Annotated in this window: 19 protein-coding genes and 1 pseudogene; 7 read left to right on the forward strand and 13 right to left on the reverse strand. The window is 67.0% G+C overall.

Translation table 11 applies throughout. The annotated features are described in order from the left end of the window. Nucleotides 1-61: 61 nt before the first annotated feature. Entirely contained in the window at nt 62-1,102 is a 1,041-nt protein-coding gene (locus BAY61_RS30835) for a threonine aldolase family protein (RefSeq protein ID WP_091805861.1), read from the forward strand. Next, complete coding sequence (locus tag BAY61_RS30840; RefSeq protein ID WP_091805864.1) at nt 1,099-1,680, forward strand: HAD family hydrolase; 582 nt, start codon at nt 1,099-1,101, stop codon at nt 1,678-1,680. The genes BAY61_RS30835 and BAY61_RS30840 overlap by 4 nt, the downstream gene beginning before the upstream one ends. A 4-nt stretch (nt 1,681-1,684) precedes the next feature. Here the strand turns inward: BAY61_RS30840 and BAY61_RS30845 are convergent, their stop codons facing one another. From BAY61_RS30845 to purD, 7 genes and pseudogenes are all read right to left on the reverse strand, one after another. Further along, nucleotides 1,685-2,038 carry a DoxX family protein gene (locus BAY61_RS30845; protein ID WP_091805867.1) on the reverse strand — a complete coding sequence of 118 codons (354 nt, stop codon included), beginning with the start codon at nt 2,036-2,038 and terminating at the stop codon, nt 1,685-1,687. A gap of 13 nt (nt 2,039-2,051) precedes the next feature. Then, on the reverse strand, nt 2,052-2,237 hold the full coding sequence (locus BAY61_RS30850) for a hypothetical protein (protein ID WP_091805870.1): 186 nt from the start codon (nt 2,235-2,237) through the stop codon (nt 2,052-2,054). 86 nt (nt 2,238-2,323) lie between these two features. Next, nucleotides 2,324-3,517, reverse strand: a complete 1,194-nt coding sequence (locus BAY61_RS30855; RefSeq protein ID WP_091806562.1) for an aminotransferase class I/II-fold pyridoxal phosphate-dependent enzyme — start codon at nt 3,515-3,517, stop codon at nt 2,324-2,326. A gap of 52 nt (nt 3,518-3,569) precedes the next feature. Beyond that, nucleotides 3,570-3,926, reverse strand: a complete 357-nt coding sequence (locus BAY61_RS30860; protein WP_091805873.1) for a hypothetical protein — start codon at nt 3,924-3,926, stop codon at nt 3,570-3,572. A gap of 47 nt (nt 3,927-3,973) precedes the next feature. Beyond that, nucleotides 3,974-5,152: a hypothetical protein gene (locus tag BAY61_RS30865; RefSeq protein WP_091805876.1), complete on the reverse strand. Its 1,179-nt coding sequence runs from the start codon at nt 5,150-5,152 to the stop codon at nt 3,974-3,976. 57 nt (nt 5,153-5,209) lie between these two features. After that, nucleotides 5,210-5,611: pseudogene (locus BAY61_RS30870) on the reverse strand (transglycosylase SLT domain-containing protein); the annotation flags it as partial. Nucleotides 5,612-5,865: 254 nt separating this feature from the next. After that, nucleotides 5,866-7,128: a phosphoribosylamine--glycine ligase gene (gene purD, locus BAY61_RS30875; protein WP_091805879.1), complete on the reverse strand. Its 1,263-nt coding sequence runs from the start codon at nt 7,126-7,128 to the stop codon at nt 5,866-5,868. A gap of 139 nt (nt 7,129-7,267) precedes the next feature. Between purD and BAY61_RS30880 the strand changes: the two genes are divergently transcribed. Continuing rightward, complete coding sequence (locus BAY61_RS30880) at nt 7,268-8,392, forward strand: glycerophosphodiester phosphodiesterase (protein WP_091805882.1); 1,125 nt, start codon at nt 7,268-7,270, stop codon at nt 8,390-8,392. Nucleotides 8,393-8,436: 44 nt separating this feature from the next. Here BAY61_RS30880 and BAY61_RS30885 read toward each other — a convergent pair whose 3' ends face one another. Further along, a complete protein-coding gene (locus BAY61_RS30885) occupies nt 8,437-8,829 on the reverse strand; it encodes a MerR family transcriptional regulator (RefSeq protein ID WP_091805885.1) in 393 nt (130 codons plus the stop codon). A 326-nt stretch (nt 8,830-9,155) separates the two neighbouring features. Here BAY61_RS30885 and BAY61_RS30890 point away from each other — a divergent pair, with 326 nt between their 5' ends. Continuing rightward, nucleotides 9,156-9,839 (forward strand): ankyrin repeat domain-containing protein, encoded by a 684-nt coding sequence (locus BAY61_RS30890; RefSeq protein ID WP_091805888.1) that lies wholly within the window; start codon nt 9,156-9,158, stop codon nt 9,837-9,839. Between the two features lie 152 nt (nt 9,840-9,991). On the opposite strand, the gene BAY61_RS30895 is transcribed toward BAY61_RS30890, so the two are convergent. Next, nucleotides 9,992-10,411 carry a hypothetical protein gene (locus BAY61_RS30895; protein WP_211323500.1) on the reverse strand — a complete coding sequence of 140 codons (420 nt, stop codon included), beginning with the start codon at nt 10,409-10,411 and terminating at the stop codon, nt 9,992-9,994. Nucleotides 10,412-10,795: 384 nt separating this feature from the next. Beyond that, complete coding sequence (locus BAY61_RS30900; RefSeq protein WP_091805891.1) at nt 10,796-12,082, reverse strand: adenylosuccinate synthase; 1,287 nt, start codon at nt 12,080-12,082, stop codon at nt 10,796-10,798. 90 nt (nt 12,083-12,172) lie between these two features. Here BAY61_RS30900 and BAY61_RS30905 point away from each other — a divergent pair, with 90 nt between their 5' ends. Beyond that, nucleotides 12,173-12,817, forward strand: coding sequence for a hypothetical protein (locus BAY61_RS30905; protein WP_091805894.1), 645 nt, complete (start codon nt 12,173-12,175; stop codon nt 12,815-12,817). A gap of 124 nt (nt 12,818-12,941) precedes the next feature. Next, nucleotides 12,942-13,529, forward strand: coding sequence for an HNH endonuclease family protein (locus BAY61_RS30910; protein WP_420848815.1), 588 nt, complete (start codon nt 12,942-12,944; stop codon nt 13,527-13,529). A 332-nt stretch (nt 13,530-13,861) separates the two neighbouring features. Here the strand turns inward: BAY61_RS30910 and BAY61_RS30915 are convergent, their stop codons facing one another. The 3 genes from BAY61_RS30915 to BAY61_RS30925 all read right to left on the reverse strand — a co-directional run bounded on the left by BAY61_RS30915 (nt 13,862) and on the right by BAY61_RS30925 (nt 16,534). Then, complete coding sequence (locus BAY61_RS30915) at nt 13,862-14,275, reverse strand: DUF3151 domain-containing protein (protein ID WP_091806570.1); 414 nt, start codon at nt 14,273-14,275, stop codon at nt 13,862-13,864. Between the two features lie 225 nt (nt 14,276-14,500). After that, nucleotides 14,501-15,529, reverse strand: coding sequence for a class II fructose-bisphosphate aldolase (gene fbaA, locus BAY61_RS30920; protein ID WP_091805897.1), 1,029 nt, complete (start codon nt 15,527-15,529; stop codon nt 14,501-14,503). 174 nt (nt 15,530-15,703) lie between these two features. After that, nucleotides 15,704-16,534 carry an LLM class F420-dependent oxidoreductase gene (locus BAY61_RS30925; RefSeq protein WP_091805900.1) on the reverse strand — a complete coding sequence of 277 codons (831 nt, stop codon included), beginning with the start codon at nt 16,532-16,534 and terminating at the stop codon, nt 15,704-15,706. Between the two features lie 137 nt (nt 16,535-16,671). Here BAY61_RS30925 and BAY61_RS30930 point away from each other — a divergent pair, with 137 nt between their 5' ends. Continuing rightward, nucleotides 16,672-17,565, forward strand: a complete 894-nt coding sequence (locus BAY61_RS30930; RefSeq protein WP_091805903.1) for an SDR family oxidoreductase — start codon at nt 16,672-16,674, stop codon at nt 17,563-17,565. Nucleotides 17,566-17,577: the final 12 nt, after the last annotated feature.

Raw genomic sequence — 17,577 nt, forward strand, 5'->3', positions numbered from 1 at the left:
GGCAAGCGAGCGCGGGCAAGCACCATTGTGAGATCAACTCACGATGTGATGTGATCCAACCGTGACCTCCGAGACAGCCGATACGTCCGCGACCATCGATTTCCGCTCGGACACCATCACCAGACCCGACGAGGCAATGCGCTCGGCCATGGCGAAGGCCGAGGTCGGCGACAACGTGATCGACACGGACCCCACGGTCGCCGAACTGGAGGAGCGGGCGGCGGCGACGCTCGGCATGCAGGCCGCGCTGTGGACTCCGAGCGGGACCATGGCCAACCTCGTCGCGCTCTGCGTTCACCTGAGGAGAGGCGATCGCTTTCTCGCGACCCGCGACGCGCACGTGCTCGCCAACGAACTCGGCTCGGGGGCCTGGCTCGCCGGTGGCATGCCGGAGGCGCTCGAACACGACGCGGGCCCAGGCAGACCGTCCCCCAGCGCCGTCAAGAAGGCGGCAGGCCCGCGAAAAGCGCCCTACTACGCGTTGCGCACCACCCTGCTGTGCCTCGAGAACAGCCACAACGCGGCGGGCGGCGCTATCACTCCGCCCGACGAGCACGCCCAGCTCGTCGCCACGGCGAGGGCCACGGGGCTTCGCGTTCACCTCGACGGCGCGAGGCTGTGGAACGCGGCGGCGGCGCTCGGGCTCCCTCCAGCCGCGCTCACCGTCGGCGTCGACAGCGTCTCCGCGTGCTTCAGCAAGGGGCTGGGCGCGCCGGTCGGCTCCGTGCTCGCCGGTGGCGAGGACTTCGTGGCGCACGCCCGCAGGATCCGGCAGATGCTCGGCGGCGGGGTCAGGCAGGGCGGAGTACTCGCCGCGGCCTGTCTCGTCGCGCTGGGCAGGGTCAGTAGCCTCAAGGATGATCACGCCAACGCCACCGCACTCGCCTCAGGACTGCGCGAGTGCGGCTGGGACACGACGGAACCGGAGACGAACATCGTGCTTGCCACCGTTCCCGACGTCGCGCTGACCATCGACCGGCTCCGCGCGGCAGGCATCCTGACGCTGCCCATGGCAGGAAAGGTCCGCTTCGTCACCCACCGCGACGTGACCTCGGCCGATGTCGCCGAGACGCTGCGCAGGATCAAGGCGGGGCCACGATGAGCACCCGCTGGGTCGTTTTCGACTACGGCGAGGTGATCAGCACTCGCACGGTCGCGCTTCCGGCGATGGCGAGGTTGCTGGACGTACCTCCGAGGCCGTTCACGGCCGCGTACTGGGCGCACAGGGATGCCTACGACCGCGGCGGTACCGACGAGGATTTCTGGCAGGCCATCGCGGACACGCTCGGGATCGCCGTCGGCGAGGCGACCGTCGCCGAGCTGACCGAGCTGGACATCCAGGGCTGGTCGAGGGTCGAGCCGGACACGCTCGACATGCTCTCGGCTCTCGCTGAGGCGGGCACCCCGCTCGCGCTGCTTTCCAACGCGCCGACGTCGTTCGCCAGGTTCGCCGAACGGCAGCCGTGGGCGCAGCGGTTCAGGGTGAGGGTCTTCTCCGGCGATGTCGGCGTCGCCAAGCCGGACGAGGAGATCTTCTCGATCCTGCTCGCGAAACTCGAAGCGGCACCGGAGGACTGCTTGTTCTTCGACGACCGGCAGGCCAACGTCGACGCCGCGAGGACGGTCGGGCTACGGGCTCACCGCTGGAGCAACACGAAAGAGGCACACGCGGTGCTGTGACCAGTCATGACGCGAGGCCGAGGAGGACCGCGTTGGCGACCGCGAGCACACCGAGGGTCGCCGCGGGAGAAGCGAGGGCGATGGGGTCTTTGCTCCGCACGTGCCGGAAAACGGTGGCGACCATCATCGCCACCAGCCCGATGGAGGCCGCGAGCGCGAATGGCTTGATCCAGAAACCGACGATCAGGCCGGCCGCCGCGGCGAGTTCCACGGCACCGACCACCCGGTTGTTCGCTCGCGACAGACCGAGATGAGCCGCGTATCCCCGTAACGGCTCCACCCCGGCCAATCGCGCGCCACCCGCGCCGACGAACGCCATCGTCAGCAGAAGCGAAAGCACCCCGATGACGATCGACATGCGCGGCGTCGGCTCAGGGGCGAATCTGCTTCTTGTTTCCGCTGCCCTTGATGGCGCCGTAGGCAGCCGCGCCGAGGAAGGCGGCGCCCGCGACGATCGCGATCCAGAACACGGCCTTGACGAGGAAGCCGACGACGGAGCCGATCACCATGAACGCGACCCACGCCAGTAGCAGACCCCCGACGATCTTCCAGAACATGACCTTTCCTCCGCTGAGTCCGAGTGCTTTCTGTCCACCTCAGGTTGTCACGTCGAGGACGGGAAAGCTCCTCGCCCGGCCAACGTTCAGGGAAAAGCCGGGGTTCCCCCGGAGTGGGGCAGCCAGGCTCCCAGCCGACGAACACCCTCCGTGACATCGGCGGTCGCACCGGCAAAGGAAAACCGCACGAACCGGCCTCCTTCCTCGGGATCGAAGTCGATACCGGGAGTAATGGCGACCCCGGTATCGGCAAGCAGCCGCTGACACCAGCCGAGGCTGTCGTCGGTGTGCTCCGAGACGTCGACGTAGGCGTAGAAGGCGCCGTCGACCGGCGCCACCTTGTCGAGCCCCAGCGAGGAAAGGCCGTCGAGCAGCAGGTCACGGTTGGTGCGGTAGTGCGCGACATGCCCGTCCAGTTCCGCGTAGGACTCTTCGGTGAAGGCGGCGACGGCCGCCTGCTGGGCGAGCGCGGGAGGGCAGATGTTGAAGTTGCCGGTCAGCACGTCCACCGCACGGTGCAGGCGCTGGGGAACCAGCATCCAGCCGAGCCGCCAGCCCGTCATCGCGAAGTACTTCGAGAACGAGCCGAGCACCAGTGACTCCGGCGCGGTCCGCCACGCGCAGCCGACCTCGGTTCCGTAGGAAATACCGTGGTAGATCTCGTCGCTGATGAGCTGGACGCCGCGAGCCGAGCACCAGTCGGCGATCGCGGCGAGTTCACCGGTGCCGAGCATCGTTCCGGTCGGATTGCTCGGGCTCGCGACGATGAGTCCGCTGATGGGACCGAGTTCGTCGAGCAGTTCCGTCGTCGGCTGAAATCTCGTGCTCTCGTCGGTGCCGAACTCGACGACCTCGCAACCGAGTGCCGTGAGCAGGTTGCGGTAGGCGGGGTAGCCGGGTCTCGCCATGGCGACCCTGTCGCCTGCCTCGAAAGCGGCAAGGAACGACAGCAGAAAACCACCGGATGAACCGGTGGTGATGATGACGTCCTTCGGCTGAACGTCGAGTCCGTACGAGCGGACGTAGTGCCCCGCGACGGCTTCCCTGAGTTCGGGGACGCCGAGTTGCACCGTGTACCCGAGGTCGCCGCCACGCAGCGCTCGCTCCGCGGCGGCGACCACCGGCTTCGGCGCGCCGGCTGTCGGCTGGCCCGCGCACAACGCGATGACGTCACCGTGCGTGCGTTGCCTGGCCTGTGCTGCCGAAAGCACCTCCATCACGTGGAAGGGCGCGACTTCGGCGCGGCGCGCCGGGCCGGGGAGCGGGGCGAAGTCGACCATGCGGTCACTGTAGGACCTCACGACGACCTCGCTCCGCCCCCTTCCCGCTCGGTCAGTTCGGGCTGTCGGCCGATGCCGGGGTGTTCGGCGTGTTGGGGCTGACCGGGCTGTTGGCGGTGTTCGGGCTGTTGGGGCTGTTCGGCGTGTTCGGGCTGTTGGCCGTGTTCGCGGTGTTGGCGCTGTTGGCCGTGTTCGCGCTGGCCGCCGTTCCTGGGCTGTTGACGCTCGCGCTGTCCACCGCACCGGCGGCACCGTTGCTGTGGTCGACGAGTTGCACGCTCGATGGCGAACGCTGGTCGTTGAGCTGGACGTCGGCCGACGCGGTTCCGGCGACGGCGATCAGGCCACCGACTCCGGCAGCGGCGGCTGCCCCCGTGATGACGGCCCAGCGGCGCTTGATGTTTGCCATGTTCCTTTTCCTTTCCCTCAGAATTCCCGTGAGCGGGACGTTCTTCCTCACGCGGCGAGCGGTTGCCCACCGGAGTTCCAGCGATCGGCGAGAGCGAGGCGCTCCCTGATCGCGTCCTGCCAGCCCGCTTGCCTGACCCGGTGTGGGCCGGTGGCGAGGGAGAGCACGACGGCGGCCACCCTCGCTCGCAGCACGCGGGGGTCCCAGTGCCGTTCGAACGCACCGAGACAGCGGTCGAGATAGCCGGTTATGGCCTGCTGACCTGGATTGAGCTGCGCGAGTACGGCGAGGTGGCCGAGCAGGCAGGCCGGATCGTCGTAGCCGTCACCCCCGTGCGCCGTGTCGATGTCGAGCAGTGCGCTGAACCGGTCACCCGCGACGAGGAGCTGGCTTTCGTAGAAGTCGCCGTGGACGGGCACGCACCTGCCGGTGACGGTGCCGACGGCGTCCACCGCGTCGGCGATGCGATGTGCCTGGGAACCGGCTTCCGGCAACACGCCGGCGACGGCGTCGGCGTAATGCCTAGCCAGCTCCGCCCACCCCCGCCTCGGCTTCCTGGTGACGAAGGCGGTGGGCAACCCCCCGAGCAGGTCGACGATCAGCTCGGGGTCCGGCAGCGCGGTTTCGCCTGCCAGCAACAGTTCCTGGAGCGAGCGTCCCGGCTTCCCCGCGAGCACGAGCAAGCCGTCGTCGGTCCAGCCGAGGCTTTCCGGCACGAGCGCGTGCTCGGCGGCGCGGTGAAGTTCGTGGAGTTCGCCGACCTTCGAAGGACGCAACACCTTGACGAAAAGGCTCGTCGTGCTGGTCCTGACCTCGACGACGGCCCTTCTCGTCGGGCGGTAGGCCCGCACCGTGAGCGCGACCGGCTCGTCACCGAGCCCCATGCTCGCGACGAGCGCCCGCATGCGTTGCGGGTCACACGCCGCCGCGAGACCGGGCAGCGCGGGGTCGTGGGGAAACCGCCACACGCCGACCTCGTGCTGCCCGTCGGACATCCGCAGCGCCGCCGCCATGTGCCTGCCGACACCGGCGCCGAAGGTCTCCTCCGTCGTCGAACCGTCAGGCCAGTCGAGGCCGACGGTCGCGGTCAGCGCCCTCGTCGATCCATTGTGGACGTCGAGGTAGGTGCACTGCCACCGCGTCGCGGTGGCACCGGCCACCTCGGCGGCCGTCGCGAAGAGCAGACCGAGGTCGGTCTCGCTCGGCAGCCATCCGGATTCGCTCATGGCACTTACGATGCTGGAGCACCGTGAATCCCTGCTGAGCGTCGGATTAAAGGACCTTCATCGAAGGCAGGCGTCCACGGCCGTCGACCTGAGCCCCGGATGTCCCTCGAACCCGCCGTAGCGATCGAACGTGTACCGAACGCAGGCGATGATGTTGTCCACCGGATCGTAGATATCGTCGTGACCAGCGAGTTTGTAGACCTGGAACGTGGGGTCGATGCATTGCATCAGCCCTTTCGACGGTGTTCCCCTCGCCGCGTTGCTGTCCCAGTCGTTGATGGCGTGTGGATCTCCGCCCGACTCCTGCTCGATGATCGTCCAGATCTCGTCGACGTCGTCCTCGGTGACCGAGATCCCATTCGCTCGCAGCGTCTTGATCGCCTCGCGAATCCACTGCTCCACGTTGCCGGGCGGGGGACCGCTTTCCGGAGGGCCACCGCTCGGACCAAGTCCACCCGCATCCGGGTACCCGTGCGATTCGGTCAGTACGGGTGGCAGTGCCTCAGGTGAGAGCGCCGTCGAAAAGCCACCGTCTATTTCGGTCTTCATGAGCTCCCGCGCTCTGCTGATGGCCGCATCGGATTCGTTGCCCCTCAACCCGATGTGTGTCCCCCGTTCGACGTACCAGTACGCCCAGTGGTTCCTGGCGCGGCACAGCGCGGCGGTACCTGCGCCGATCCGTGGGACGGTCGGGAACGCCTGCTATTCGGCGCCTATTCGCTGGGAACCGCGACGGCGCCGCGAGCGGCCAGCGCGGCGATGTCGGTGCGGTAGTGCGCGCCGAGCAGGCGAACCTTGCCGACGCGCTCGTAAGCCTCTTCGCGCGCGGCTTCGAGGTCGTCGCCCGTGCCGACGACGGAAAGCACCCTGCCGCCGTTGGAGACCACGGCGCCGTCGTCCCGCCGCCGGGTTCCCGCGTGCAGGACACCTTCGGCCTCACTGCCCGTGATGACATCGCCAGTACGGGGAACTCCGGGATATCCTTCCGCGGCCATGACGACGGTGACGGCAGCTCCTTCCGCCCATTCCAGCGGCGGCTGCTCGGCGAGCGTTCCCCGCGCCGTCGCGTTCAGCAACGTGACGATGGGCGTGCGCAGCAGCGCGAGCACGGCCTGGGTCTCCGGGTCGCCGAACCGGCAGTTGAACTCGATCACCTGCGGACCGTCCGCGGTCAGCGCGAGCCCCGCGTACAGCAGTCCCGAGAAGGCCGCGTCCCTCGCCACGAGTTCGTCGACGACGGGTTGCACGATGGTGGCGACGACGTCGTCGACCAGGTCGGCGGGCGCCCACGGCAGCGGCGCGTACGCGCCCATACCGCCCGTGTTGGGCCCAGCGTCACCGTCGCCGACCCGCTTGAAGTCCTGTGCGGGCAACAGCGGGACGACCGTCCTGCCGTCGACAAAGCAGAACAGCGAGGCTTCCGGCCCTTCGAGAAACGATTCGAAGAGCACGGGGTGGCCACCGTCGAGCAGCATGAGCGCGTGCTTGCGGGCCTTGTCGATGTCGCTGGTGACGACGACGCCCTTGCCCGCGGCAAGCCCGTCGTCCTTGACCACCCAGGTGGGACCGAACCGCGCGAGGGTCGCATCGAGGTGCGCCGGGTTGTCGACGACCTCGCTGCGAGCCGTCGGCACCTTCGCCGCGGCCATCACGTCCTTGGCGAACGACTTGGAGCCCTCGATCCGGGCCGCCGAAGCCGAGGGGCCGAAGCACGCGATGCCTGTCTTGCGGACGGCGTCGGCCGCACCGGCGACAAGCGGCACCTCGGGGCCGATGACGACCAGGTCGGCCGACCACTGCTCGGCGACTGCCGCGATGGCGGCCGGATCGGTGAGGTCGGCACCAAGAGTCTCGGAGAGGGCAGCCGTCCCCGCGTTGCCGGGGGCACAGGCAAGCGCCGTCACCGCCGGATCGTGTGAAGCGGCGAGGACGAGGGCGTGCTCACGGGCTCCGGAGCCGATAACCAGGACGCGCACGGGTGTTGAGGGTAATCGGGAACGGTCGCCGTCCGTTCACCGGCATGTCCCCTTCGCGCCGTTCGCGCATCACCACGTGGTCGCGACGGCGAGCGAACGTGACCGGGTGGCCCCACCAACCCCAGCGAGAGAGGCAGAAATGAGCCGTAAGCGATGGACGATCCTCGCCATGTGCACGCTGGCCGTCCTCGGCACGACGAGCGTTTCCGGTCACGCCGAGCCGAGGGCCGACGCGACCTCGCCCGAGGCACGGGCAGGCAAGCCTTCCGACGATTTCGTGATCGTCGCGCACAGGGGCGCGTCGGGCTACCGGCCGGAGCACACTCTCGCCGCGTACGAACTCGCCGCGAGGATGGGCGCCGACTTCATCGAGCCCGACCTGGTGACCACCAAGGACGGCGTGCTCGTCGCGAGGCACGAACCGGAGATCGGCGGGACGACCGACGTCGCTGACCATCCCGAGTTCGCCGACCGCAAGACCACGAAGGACCTCGACGGGACACCGGTCACCGGCTGGTTCGCCGAGGACTTCACGCTGGCCGAGCTGAAGACGCTCAGAGCGAAAGAACGCATCCCCGAGCTGCGCCCGCACAACACCGTCTACGACGGCAGGTTCGAGATCCCCACCTTCCAGGAGGTGATCGACCTCTCCCGCGAACTGTCCCGCGAGCTACGCCGCGACATCGGGATCTACCCGGAGACCAAGCACCCGACCTACTTCAAGCGACAGGGATTGCCGCTCGAACCCGCATTCGTCGACACGTTGAAACGCAACGGGCTCAACAAGCGTGGCGCGAGTGTCTACGTCCAGTCCTTCGAGGTGGGCAACCTCAAGGAGCTGAGGGGGAAGCTGCGGGTTCCGCTCGTGCAACTCGTCAACGCCTCCGGCGCGCCATACGACTTCGTCGCCGGCGGCGATCCGCGCACCTACGACGACCTCGTCACGCCGGATGGTCTCGCCGAAATCGCGCGCTATGCCGAAGGGCTCGGCCCGGCGCTTGACAGGGTGATTCCCAGGGATGCCGATGGCAGGCTCACGCAGCCGACGGCGATCGTCGATGACGCGCACGCGGCAGGTCTCGAAGTGCACCCGTGGACTTTTTGCGCCGAGAACAACTTCCTCCCGGCCGACTTGCGCTCCTCCGATGATCCCGCCGCGTGGGGCGACATCCTCACCGCGTACGAGTTGTTCATAGCAACCGGAATCGACGGACTGTTCGCCGATCAGCCCGACATCGCGGTCGAGGTGGCAGGGAACCGGTAGCGGTTCGAGATTCCACAGTGGACTTTATTTTGTCCACTGTGGAATCAATCGGCCATCGTCACGGCCGCCGAACACGAAGGCATCTCGTTCGAATACCAGTCGATCTTGTACCGGATCAATTGCTGGTGCTGCCTCAGCTCCCCGATCCGCCGCTCGACCCTGACCTCGTGATCGCGGAGCACGGCGAGCCGTTCCGCCGCATGCTCCTCACCGCCGCGAAGCAGCGTCACGAACCGGTGCATGTCGACGATGGGCATGTCGGTGTCGCGAAGGCAGCGAAGCAGGTGAAGCAGTCCCACGTCGTCATCGGAGTAACGCCTTCGCCCTCCCGCCGTCCGTGCGACGGGGGAGAGCAGACCGATCTTCTCGTAGTACCTCAGCGTGTCGATGCTGAAGCCGGACTTCTCGGCCGCCTCGGCGGGGGTGTAGGAGGTCACCGATCCAGAGTGGCACCTGGAGTGCACTCAAGGTCAAGCAACTCGGCAAGGACCTGGGAGTCGCGTTGCTGGAACCGAACGGCCGCACGATCCGGCTCACCGGAGCGGTACCCCGCGCCGCGCGACACCGAGACGGCCCACCGCTTCGACCTGCTCGTCGCCGCAAGGTCTTCGGGCTCACCGTCATCGCACCACTTTTTCCCGGGCTTGCGATTGTTCGCCCTTCAGCGCTTCGCGCGGTAGACCTCCTAGACTGAGAACAGTGGCACGTTGCCGGATCGATTTCTGTTCGGCCGCGCCAGAGCGACGACTGGGGTGGAGAACCTATGCAGGCGGTCTTCCAAGACATTGTCAAGGGCGATGAGGCGAGCGTCCGATCGCGGATCGAGAACAATCCGTCACTTGTCGATGCCGTCGCCTCGGGGTCGCCGAAGAAGTATGTCGGCCAGTCTGCGCTACAGGTGGCGATCCGCACAGGTCGGTTTGGCATCGCGAGGTTTCTGCTGGAGAAGGGGAGCGACCCCCGCTTCGTCGACGTGAAGTCGCCGACTGGGTGGTCGAGGTCTGTTTTTCATGACGCCGCGGTGGCGGCGGTGATGCGCTCGCGCTGGTCACGTCGGACATTCAATGCGGCATCGGAGCAGGTGTGGCTGATCGCTGAGACCGCGAAGAGCGATGAAGCGTTCGAGATGCTCGTCGCGCTCATCGAGGCGGGCGCTGACGCTACGGCTGTGGATTCTTTGGGAGCGACTCCGCTCGGACGAGCGGTGCTTGCGGCGCACGACGTGCTGCCCAGGCGCAATGACGAGAAGCCCGAACTGTCCGACGGAAAACCCCTCACTCCTGAACTGGTCGATGACCTCACTCGCATCTTTGAACTCTTGAAGACACACGGAGCCGATCCGGAGCAAGTCGAGCCTCAGCTCGAAAAGTCCCTTGCGAACCGCTATCGCCACGAACTCGTTGGTAAGTTCCTCAAGGGTGGAGTCGAGCCGGACTCGGCTGCATGAAGAGTTCGCTATCGACTGGGTCTGATCCGGGTACGGTCGAACATCGTCGATCAGGGTCACCCTGCTCGACCCATCCGATGGAAGATATGGCTCCGCCGCGGTAGGAGGACTTCCCTCATGGTGAGGCCCGCCATCGGACGTGCGCTGCGCGTTCAGATCTTCGGTTTCCCGCGCATGTTCCCACCGTAGTTGACGTCCGCTGCCGCTTTCTGTACCGCCACCGTCGTGACCGTGGCAGGACTCACCGGTTCGAACACCTCCACGGTATCCGGAGTTCCGAACCGGTAGGCGACCTGGCCGCCGCCCTGGTCCCGGGCCATGCCGCTCGGCCACACGTCTACCTGCGCTCCAGCGACCCCGATCCGCCACCCATAAGGCTCCAGTTGCTCGCGCACGAGACAAAGGGCCTCGAACGCGTCATCTGCTTCTGCCAGGGCCGTGCCGAACGCCGGACACACGATCGACACCGCCCAACCGTAGTCCTCCGTCAGATGCCACTCGATCGTCGCATCGTGCAGGATTCTCTCTCGAGAAACCTGGATCGATTGCGGGCTCGTCAACCACTCAGCCACGGTGTGGCGCTCCTTCGCGGGTAAGACGTGTGAAGACTTCCATTCCCGCAGGGCGACGCATAGACAGCCTGCCCCGCAGGAAAACGCCCACTCACGTGGCGAACTCTTGACCACGTACACCCGCCACGCCAACAACATGACGGCCGCTCGTGGTGGGAGCCGGTTTCTGCTGAGCTGGTAGACGGCGAACGCGGATGCGTGCGGGGTCCATGCCGTGATGGTCAGGAGCGTGAGCGTCGCGGCGATGCCGCCGAGGCGGCAGGAGCACACCCGCCGTCGCGGCGGCACTGACGGCACTCGACCAACGCGCACGGTCGCTGACCACCGAAGCCGAGTACGCCTCGGCCCGCTGAACCAACCCTCCACAAAGGACCAGTCGGATCGCTACACGAACTCGTGGCGAACGATCGTCTGCTCCCTGCCGGGACCGACGCCGATGGCGGAAACCCTGGCGCCGACGAGTTCCTCAAGCCGCTCGACGTAAGCCCGTGCGTTGGCAGGCAGTTCCTCGAACGTGCGGCACTGGCTGATGTCCTCCCACCAGCCCGGCAACTCCTCGTAGACCGGGACGGCGTGGTGAACGTCGGTCTGCGTCATCGGCATGTCGTCCGTGCGGAAACCGTCGACCTCGTAGCCGACACACACCGGGACCCGCTCAAGCCCGGAAAGCACGTCGAGCTTCGTGAGGAAGTAATCGGTGATGCCGTTGACCCGCACCGCGTAGCGGCCGATGACCGCGTCGAACCAGCCGGTGCGCCGCGAACGGCCCGTCGTGACCCCGAACTCGCCACCGGCCTTGCGAAGGTTCTCGCCTGCCTCATCGTGCAGTTCGGTGGGGAAGGGGCCGGAACCGACCCTCGTGGTGTACGCCTTGAGGATGCCGAGCACCGTGGTGATGCGGCCAGGGCCGATGCCGGAACCGACGCTCGCTCCACCCGAGGTCGGGTTGGACGACGTCACGAACGGGTAGGTGCCGTGATCGACGTCGAGCAGCGTGCCCTGCGAGCCTTCGAGCAGGACGGTCTCTCCCGCCTCAAGGGCCTTGTTGAGCAGCAGCCTGGTGTCGGCGATGCGATGTGCGAACCGCTCGCCTTGCTCAAGCACGGTGTCGGTGACCTCGTCGGGGTCGAGCGCCTTGCGGTTGTAGACCTTGACGAGCACCTGATTCTTGAACTCCAGCGCGGCCTCGACCTTCTGCCGCAGGATCTTCTCGTCGAGCAGGTCCTGGACCCTGACCCCGACGCGCGCGACCTTGTCCTGGTAGCAGGGCCCGATGCCACGACCGGTCGTGCCGATCCGCTTCGCGCCGAGGTAGCGCTCGGTGACCTTATCGATCTCCACGTGGTAGGGCATGATCAAGTGCGCGTCGGCCGAGATCAGCAGGCGCTCGGTGTCGACACCCCGCTCCTCGATACCGGCCAGCTCGTCGAGCAGCACGCCGGGGTCGACGACGACACCGTTGCCGATCACGTTCGTCACCCCCGGCGTGAGGATGCCGGACGGGATGAGGTGGAGGGCGAAGTCCTGACCGTCGGGCAGGACGACGGTGTGCCCCGCGTTGTTGCCGCCCTGGTAGCGAACAACCCACTGGACACGGTCGCCGAGCAGGTCGGTGGCCTTGCCCTTGCCTTCGTCTCCCCACTGGGCTCCGATGAGCACGATGGCCGGCATGTGACACTCCTGGTATTCGACGGCAGGACTAATTGGCACTGATTTGGCGCTGAGAAATGCCGGTGCATGAGCCTAACCGAGGAGTGTTACGTGCGCGGAGTGGTGCTGGCTTGCGGAGAGGCGGCCGAGTCGCTAGTGGTTCCCGAAGGCGTGCGATTACACGCCTTGCCGAGCAGGCCGGGCAAGGCAGAGGTCGACCCGTTGCTCACCGCGGAACTGGTCGTCGCCGGAACGGACGCCGACCTCGCCGCCGTCGTACTTCGCTTGCTGCGCAAGGACAAACTCGGCACGACGCGGGTCGGCTACGTCCCGGTGGGCGGACGATCGACGGTCGCCGCGATCTGGAAGCTCCCCGCTGATCCCGCGGCGGCGATGGACCTCGCGCTGACCGGATCGGCAGGGTCGGTGCCGCTCGTGAGAGACGACGCCGGCGGCGTGTTGCTTGGACGCGGAGTACTCGAACAACCACGTGGTGTCGCCTATTGCGACGATTCGGTCGCGTTCAGGGGAGAAGCCTCCTCCGTCGTGGTCCGGCCCGACACCGAAGGACTCGTGGTGACCATCACCAGGGGGACGCTGTTCCGCCGCAAGGAAACGTTCAGGGGCAGAGCGTTCCAGTTCGGCGGCACGCCGCTGTCGCCGTTGTCCGACGGCGTCGCCTACCCGCGACCGATGCAGCGCTGGACCTGGTACCGGCACACCCACGACTTACGTCTGGTTCTGCCCTCCCGTTAACGCGAAAGTGTTGATCGCGTCACCTTTCTCCGTCACAGTCGGAAAGTTCCCAACTCCGGAGAGAGGCGACGTCGTGACCAGCCAACGCACGTTCCGTCATGCTCTGACCGCCATCGGCTCGGCCCTGCTGCTCACCGCGGGAGTGACCAACGTCGCCTCGGCCGAACCGCCGAACATCCCCGACGAGACCACCGCGCAGGCCCAGCTCGCCGAACTCGCCGTCGCTCCCGACGGCTCGATGGACGGCTACGACAGGGACCTCTTCCCGCACTGGAGCGACCAGGGCGACAACTGCAACACCAGGGAAGCCGTGCTCAAGCGCGACGGAACCGGGGTGGAAACGGGAACCGACTGCTACCCGACGTCAGGTAGCTGGCACAGCCCCTACGACGACGAAACCTGGACCGAACCGTCCGACGTCGACATCGACCACGTCGTGCCACTCGCCAACGCCTACCGGACCGGCGCCGACGAATGGACCACCGCGCAGCGCGAGCAGTTCGCCAACGACCTCACCGACGCGCAGCTCATCGCCGTCACCGACAACGTCAACCAAGAGAAGGGCGACCAGTCACCGGAGGCGTGGAAACCGCCTGCCGAGTCCTACTGGTGCACCTACGCGAGCATGTGGATCAGCGTCAAGCACAAGTGGGAGCTGACCGTCAACGATGCCGAAAAAGTCGCGCTCACCGAGATGCTCGAAACCTGCTGAGCCCGCGAGTCCCGCACTCGGGACGCCGAGATCCGCGCCCAGGCACGCGAGATCCGCACCGGCCCCTGGGTTTGGCGACGGCGGACAACATGGTCGGCCGCCCGCGTCGGCAACAGAGTGCCTCCGACGACGAGTATCCGTCTCGCACCGGCACGCGCGTCCGCTGACGAATGCCGCGCGTGCCCACGCTCGCCCGCCAACCCAGGTTGTCAGGCTCGGCTTCGCGACCGTACGACTCGTCTGAGCAGGACCAGACTCCGAAAGCCACGAATGCGGATCTCGGATACCCAGACGCAGATTTCGCTGTCCTGAGCGCGGAACTCGCTGTCCTGTTAGGCCAGGCCGGTGGCTTGGGCCGCGGCGGGGTCGGAGTCGATGATGAACTGCTTGCAGCGTTCGTATTCCTCGGTCTCGCCGATCCGGCCCGCGGCCTTCGCGAGAACGGCGAGCGACCTCAGGAAGCCCTGGTTGGGCCCGTGCGCCCACGGGACGGGACCGAAGCCCTTCCAGCCCGCACGCCGGAGCTGATCAAGGCCCCTGTGGTAACCGGTGCGGGCGTAGGCGTAGGCCGCGACGACCTCGTCCTCGCCGAGCGCACGCTCGCCGAGCGCGGCCCACGTGGCGCTGAAGTCGGGGTGTTCGGCAGCGACCTCTGCCGGATCCGTACCCGCGTCGAGCGCTGCCTGTGGCTCCGGCCGCTCTGGCAGTTTGGTGGCTTCCGGTTCGAGGAGGTTGCCGTGAGTCATGCCGCCATTGTGCAGCACTCGCCCTCGCCTGCCCTCACAGGATGAGAGCAATCAGCACGCTGCTGCCGCCTAGTACCAGTGCTGCCACGAGAACGGCGGCGACGAGTCGCTTCGGCATCATCTTCGATTCCCGCCTCCACTTCGCACAGCCCATTCAGGCCATCAAGGACTCGGCTTTTGCCGTGCCGGCACCGCTCGAAGCCGCGGTGCCGGCACGGAGGTACGTCAGAGCTTCTTGCCCGCCGACTTGAGGTTCTCGGCCGCCTCGACGACGCGAGTTGCCATGGCACCCTCGGCCGCCTTGAGGTAGCTGCGCGGGTCGTAGGTCTTCTTGTTGCCGACCTCACCGTCGATCTTGAGCACGCCGTCGTAGTTCTTGAACATGTGATCGGCGATAGGCCGGGTGAACGCGTACTGGGTGTCGGTGTCGACGTTCATCTTCACGACGCCGTAGGACAGCGCCTCGTGGATCTCCTCAAGCAGCGATCCGGAGCCGCCGTGGAAGACGAGTTCGAACGGCTTCGATCCCTCGGCGAGGCCGAGCTTCTCCGATGCGACCTGCTGACCGCGCTTGAGCACGTCCGGACGCAACTGCACAGCGCCCGGCTTGTAGGCGCCGTGCACGTTGCCGAACGTCGCGGCGAGCAGGTACCGGCCCTTCTCACCCGCGCCGAGCGCGTCGATGGTCTTCACGAAGTCGCCCTCGGCCGTGTAGAGCTTTTCGTTGATCTCGTTGGCGACACCGTCTTCCTCGCCGCCGACGACGCCGATCTCGACCTCAAGGATGATCTTGGCCGCCGCGGACTTCGCCAGCAGCTCGGTCGCGATCGACAGGTTCTCGTCGAGGTCGATGGCCGAGCCGTCCCACATGTGGGACTGGAAGAGCGGGTTCTCACCCCTGTCGACGCGCTCCTGCGAAATCTCCAGCAGCGGCCTGACGAAGCCGTCGAGCTTGTCCTTGGGGCAGTGGTCGGTGTGCAGCGCGACGTTGATCGGGTACTTCGCGGCGACGACGTGCGCGAACTCCGCGAGCGCCGCCGCACCGGTGACCATGTCCTTGACCTTCTGCCCCGACGCGAACTCGGCACCACCCGTCGAGAACTGGATGATCCCGTCGCTCTCGGCTTCCGCGAAGCCCCTCAACGCGGCGTTCAGGGTCTCCGACGAGGTCACGTTGATGGCGGGATACGCGAACTCGTTCGCCTTGGCCCTGTCCAGCATTTCAGCGTAGACCTCGGGGGTGGCGATGGGCATCGTTGTCCTCCTCAGCGGTGTCCTGCTCGTGCCGCAGGCTCGGGGCGCTACTTGCCCCGCATCCTACGAGGCCGGTCCACGACGACGCCCTGCCGTGCAGCGAACGCCACCTTTGCCGCATTCGGCGCACATCGGACCGCGTGCGCCGAATGCCGAGGTGACGTTCGCCGCTGGTCAGAGAAGAATGTCCGCGAGCTGCCGGTATCCGGGCAACGGGTCGTCGCCCGCGCTGAGCACCTGGACGCACACGTGATCGGCACCGGCGTCGAGGTGGGCGGTCACTCCCTCGGCGACGGTCTTCGCGTCGCCGTGGATGCCGAGCGCGTCGATGAGCTGATCACTACCGCCGTCGGCGATGTCCTCGTCCTTCCAGCCCAACCGCTTGAGGTTGTTCACATAGTTGACGAGATGCAGATACGGATTCTCGATGGCCGGCCTCGCCACCGCGCGCGCCCGCTCGGGATCGGTGTCGAACACCACCTTCTGCTCAGGCGCCAGCAGGACGCCGTCGCCGAGGATGTCCCTTGCCTGGCGAGTGTGCTCCGGCGTCGTGAGGTAAGGGTGCGCACCGGCGGTCCGCTCGGCGGCAAGCCGCAACACCTTGGGCCCGAGCGCGGCGAGTGCCATTTCCTCGACCGGAACACCCGCCTCGTCGAGCTCGTCGAGATAGGACACGATCTTCTCGTAGGGCTTCTGGTAGATCTGGGTCGCCTCGGGGTGTCCGATGCCGACGCCCAGCAGGAACCGGCCCGGATGCCGCGCCGCGATGCGCTTGTACGAGGCGCCCACCGTCGCGGCGTCGCTGTTCCACATGTTGACGATTCCGGTGGCGACCGCGATCGTGCTAGTCGCGTCGAGCAGATCCTCGGCGAGTCTCAGCTCGGCACCCGGTGACCCGCCGATCCAGATGGCTCCGTAACCGAGCTTCTCCACTTCGACGGCGAGGTCGGGGTTGAGCCCTGGGGCGCCCCGCCAGATTCCGATCTTCCCGAGATTCACAGCCATGGCTGTGCCAACAAAGTCACCCCTTCCCCGCATTCCCGGCTGTCCTGTTTGGACAACGCGAGAAGTACCTACCAACCAGTAGCCTACTGGGAGTAAGTTGCGGTACGGTCTGCTCAAGGCAGACCGAGGAGGCACCAATGGCGTTCCTGACCGGCGGCAAAGTCAAAGGCAAGGTCGTACTCATCACCGGAGCCGCTCGCGGCATTGGAGCCGGGCTGGCGGAACGACTCGCCGCGGCAGGCGCCAAGGTCGCGCTCGTCGGCATCGAGGCGGCCGAACAGCGCAAGGTCGCCGAGCGGATCGGAAACGCGGCGCACTCGTGGGAAGCCGACGTCACGAGCTGGAGCGATCTGGAAAGAGCGACCGAGGGCGTCGTCGAACACTTCGGCGGCATCGACATCGTCATCGCCAACGCGGGCATAGCCACCACCGGATTCGTTCGTTCCGTCGACCCCGCGGCCTTCGAAAAGGTGATCGAGGTCGACCTGCTCGGCGTGTGGCGAACCTTCCGCGTCGCCATGCCGCACGTCGTCGAACGCAAGGGCTACCTGCTGGCGATCTCCTCGCTCGCCGCCATCACTCACGCGCCGGGCATGGCCAACTACGCCGCGGCGAAAGCGGGGGTGGAGGCGTTCTGCAACAGCCTGCGCGCCGAAGTAGCCCACCTCGGCGTCAAGGTCGGCGTCGCGCACCCGACGTGGATCAAGACCGACCTCGTCGAGAGCGCCGACGCGCATCCCGTCTTCGGCAAGCTTCGCGCGGGCATGCCCGGACTCATCGGCAAGACGTATCCACTCGACGTCGCGCTCGATTGCCTCGAAGCCGGAGTGCGGCGAAGGGCGAGGACCATCCACGTACCGCGCTGGGTCGGTGCGTTGAAACTGATCAGGGCCTTCCTGCCGCCGATCGTGGAAATCGGCGCGCGAAGCAGGGTGCCCTCGGCCGACAGGGCGGCACTGCGGGACATCGAGACGAGGGGCGCCCGCGAGGCCGCGCTCACCGGCCACGGAGGACGAGCCGCGACGAAGTAGCCGCCGGGTCTG

The organism is Prauserella marina, assembly GCF_002240355.1.
Taxonomy (GTDB): domain Bacteria; phylum Actinomycetota; class Actinomycetes; order Mycobacteriales; family Pseudonocardiaceae; genus Prauserella_A; species Prauserella_A marina.

What these genes read in the sequence shown, in the direction of transcription:
- BAY61_RS30840 (WP_091805864.1), top strand. Translation starts at nt 1,099, where the DNA reads ATGAGCACCCGCTGGGTCGTTTTCGACTACGGCGAGGTGATCAGCACT.
- BAY61_RS30845 (WP_091805867.1), bottom strand. Translation starts at nt 2,038, where the DNA reads ATGTCGATCGTCATCGGGGTGCTTTCGCTTCTGCTGACGATGGCGTTC.
- BAY61_RS30850 (WP_091805870.1), bottom strand. Translation starts at nt 2,237, where the DNA reads ATGTTCTGGAAGATCGTCGGGGGTCTGCTACTGGCGTGGGTCGCGTTC.
- BAY61_RS30855 (WP_091806562.1), bottom strand. Translation starts at nt 3,517, where the DNA reads ATGGTCGACTTCGCCCCGCTCCCCGGCCCGGCGCGCCGCGCCGAAGTC.
- BAY61_RS30860 (WP_091805873.1), bottom strand. Translation starts at nt 3,926, where the DNA reads ATGGCAAACATCAAGCGCCGCTGGGCCGTCATCACGGGGGCAGCCGCC.
- BAY61_RS30865 (WP_091805876.1), bottom strand. Translation starts at nt 5,152, where the DNA reads ATGAGCGAATCCGGATGGCTGCCGAGCGAGACCGACCTCGGTCTGCTC.
- BAY61_RS30880 (WP_091805882.1), top strand. Translation starts at nt 7,268, where the DNA reads ATGAGCCGTAAGCGATGGACGATCCTCGCCATGTGCACGCTGGCCGTC.
- BAY61_RS30890 (WP_091805888.1), top strand. Translation starts at nt 9,156, where the DNA reads ATGCAGGCGGTCTTCCAAGACATTGTCAAGGGCGATGAGGCGAGCGTC.
- BAY61_RS30900 (WP_091805891.1), bottom strand. Translation starts at nt 12,082, where the DNA reads ATGCCGGCCATCGTGCTCATCGGAGCCCAGTGGGGAGACGAAGGCAAG.
- BAY61_RS30915 (WP_091806570.1), bottom strand. Translation starts at nt 14,275, where the DNA reads ATGACTCACGGCAACCTCCTCGAACCGGAAGCCACCAAACTGCCAGAG.
- fbaA (WP_091805897.1), bottom strand. Translation starts at nt 15,529, where the DNA reads ATGCCCATCGCCACCCCCGAGGTCTACGCTGAAATGCTGGACAGGGCC.
- BAY61_RS30925 (WP_091805900.1), bottom strand. Translation starts at nt 16,534, where the DNA reads ATGGCTGTGAATCTCGGGAAGATCGGAATCTGGCGGGGCGCCCCAGGG.
- BAY61_RS30930 (WP_091805903.1), top strand. Translation starts at nt 16,672, where the DNA reads ATGGCGTTCCTGACCGGCGGCAAAGTCAAAGGCAAGGTCGTACTCATC.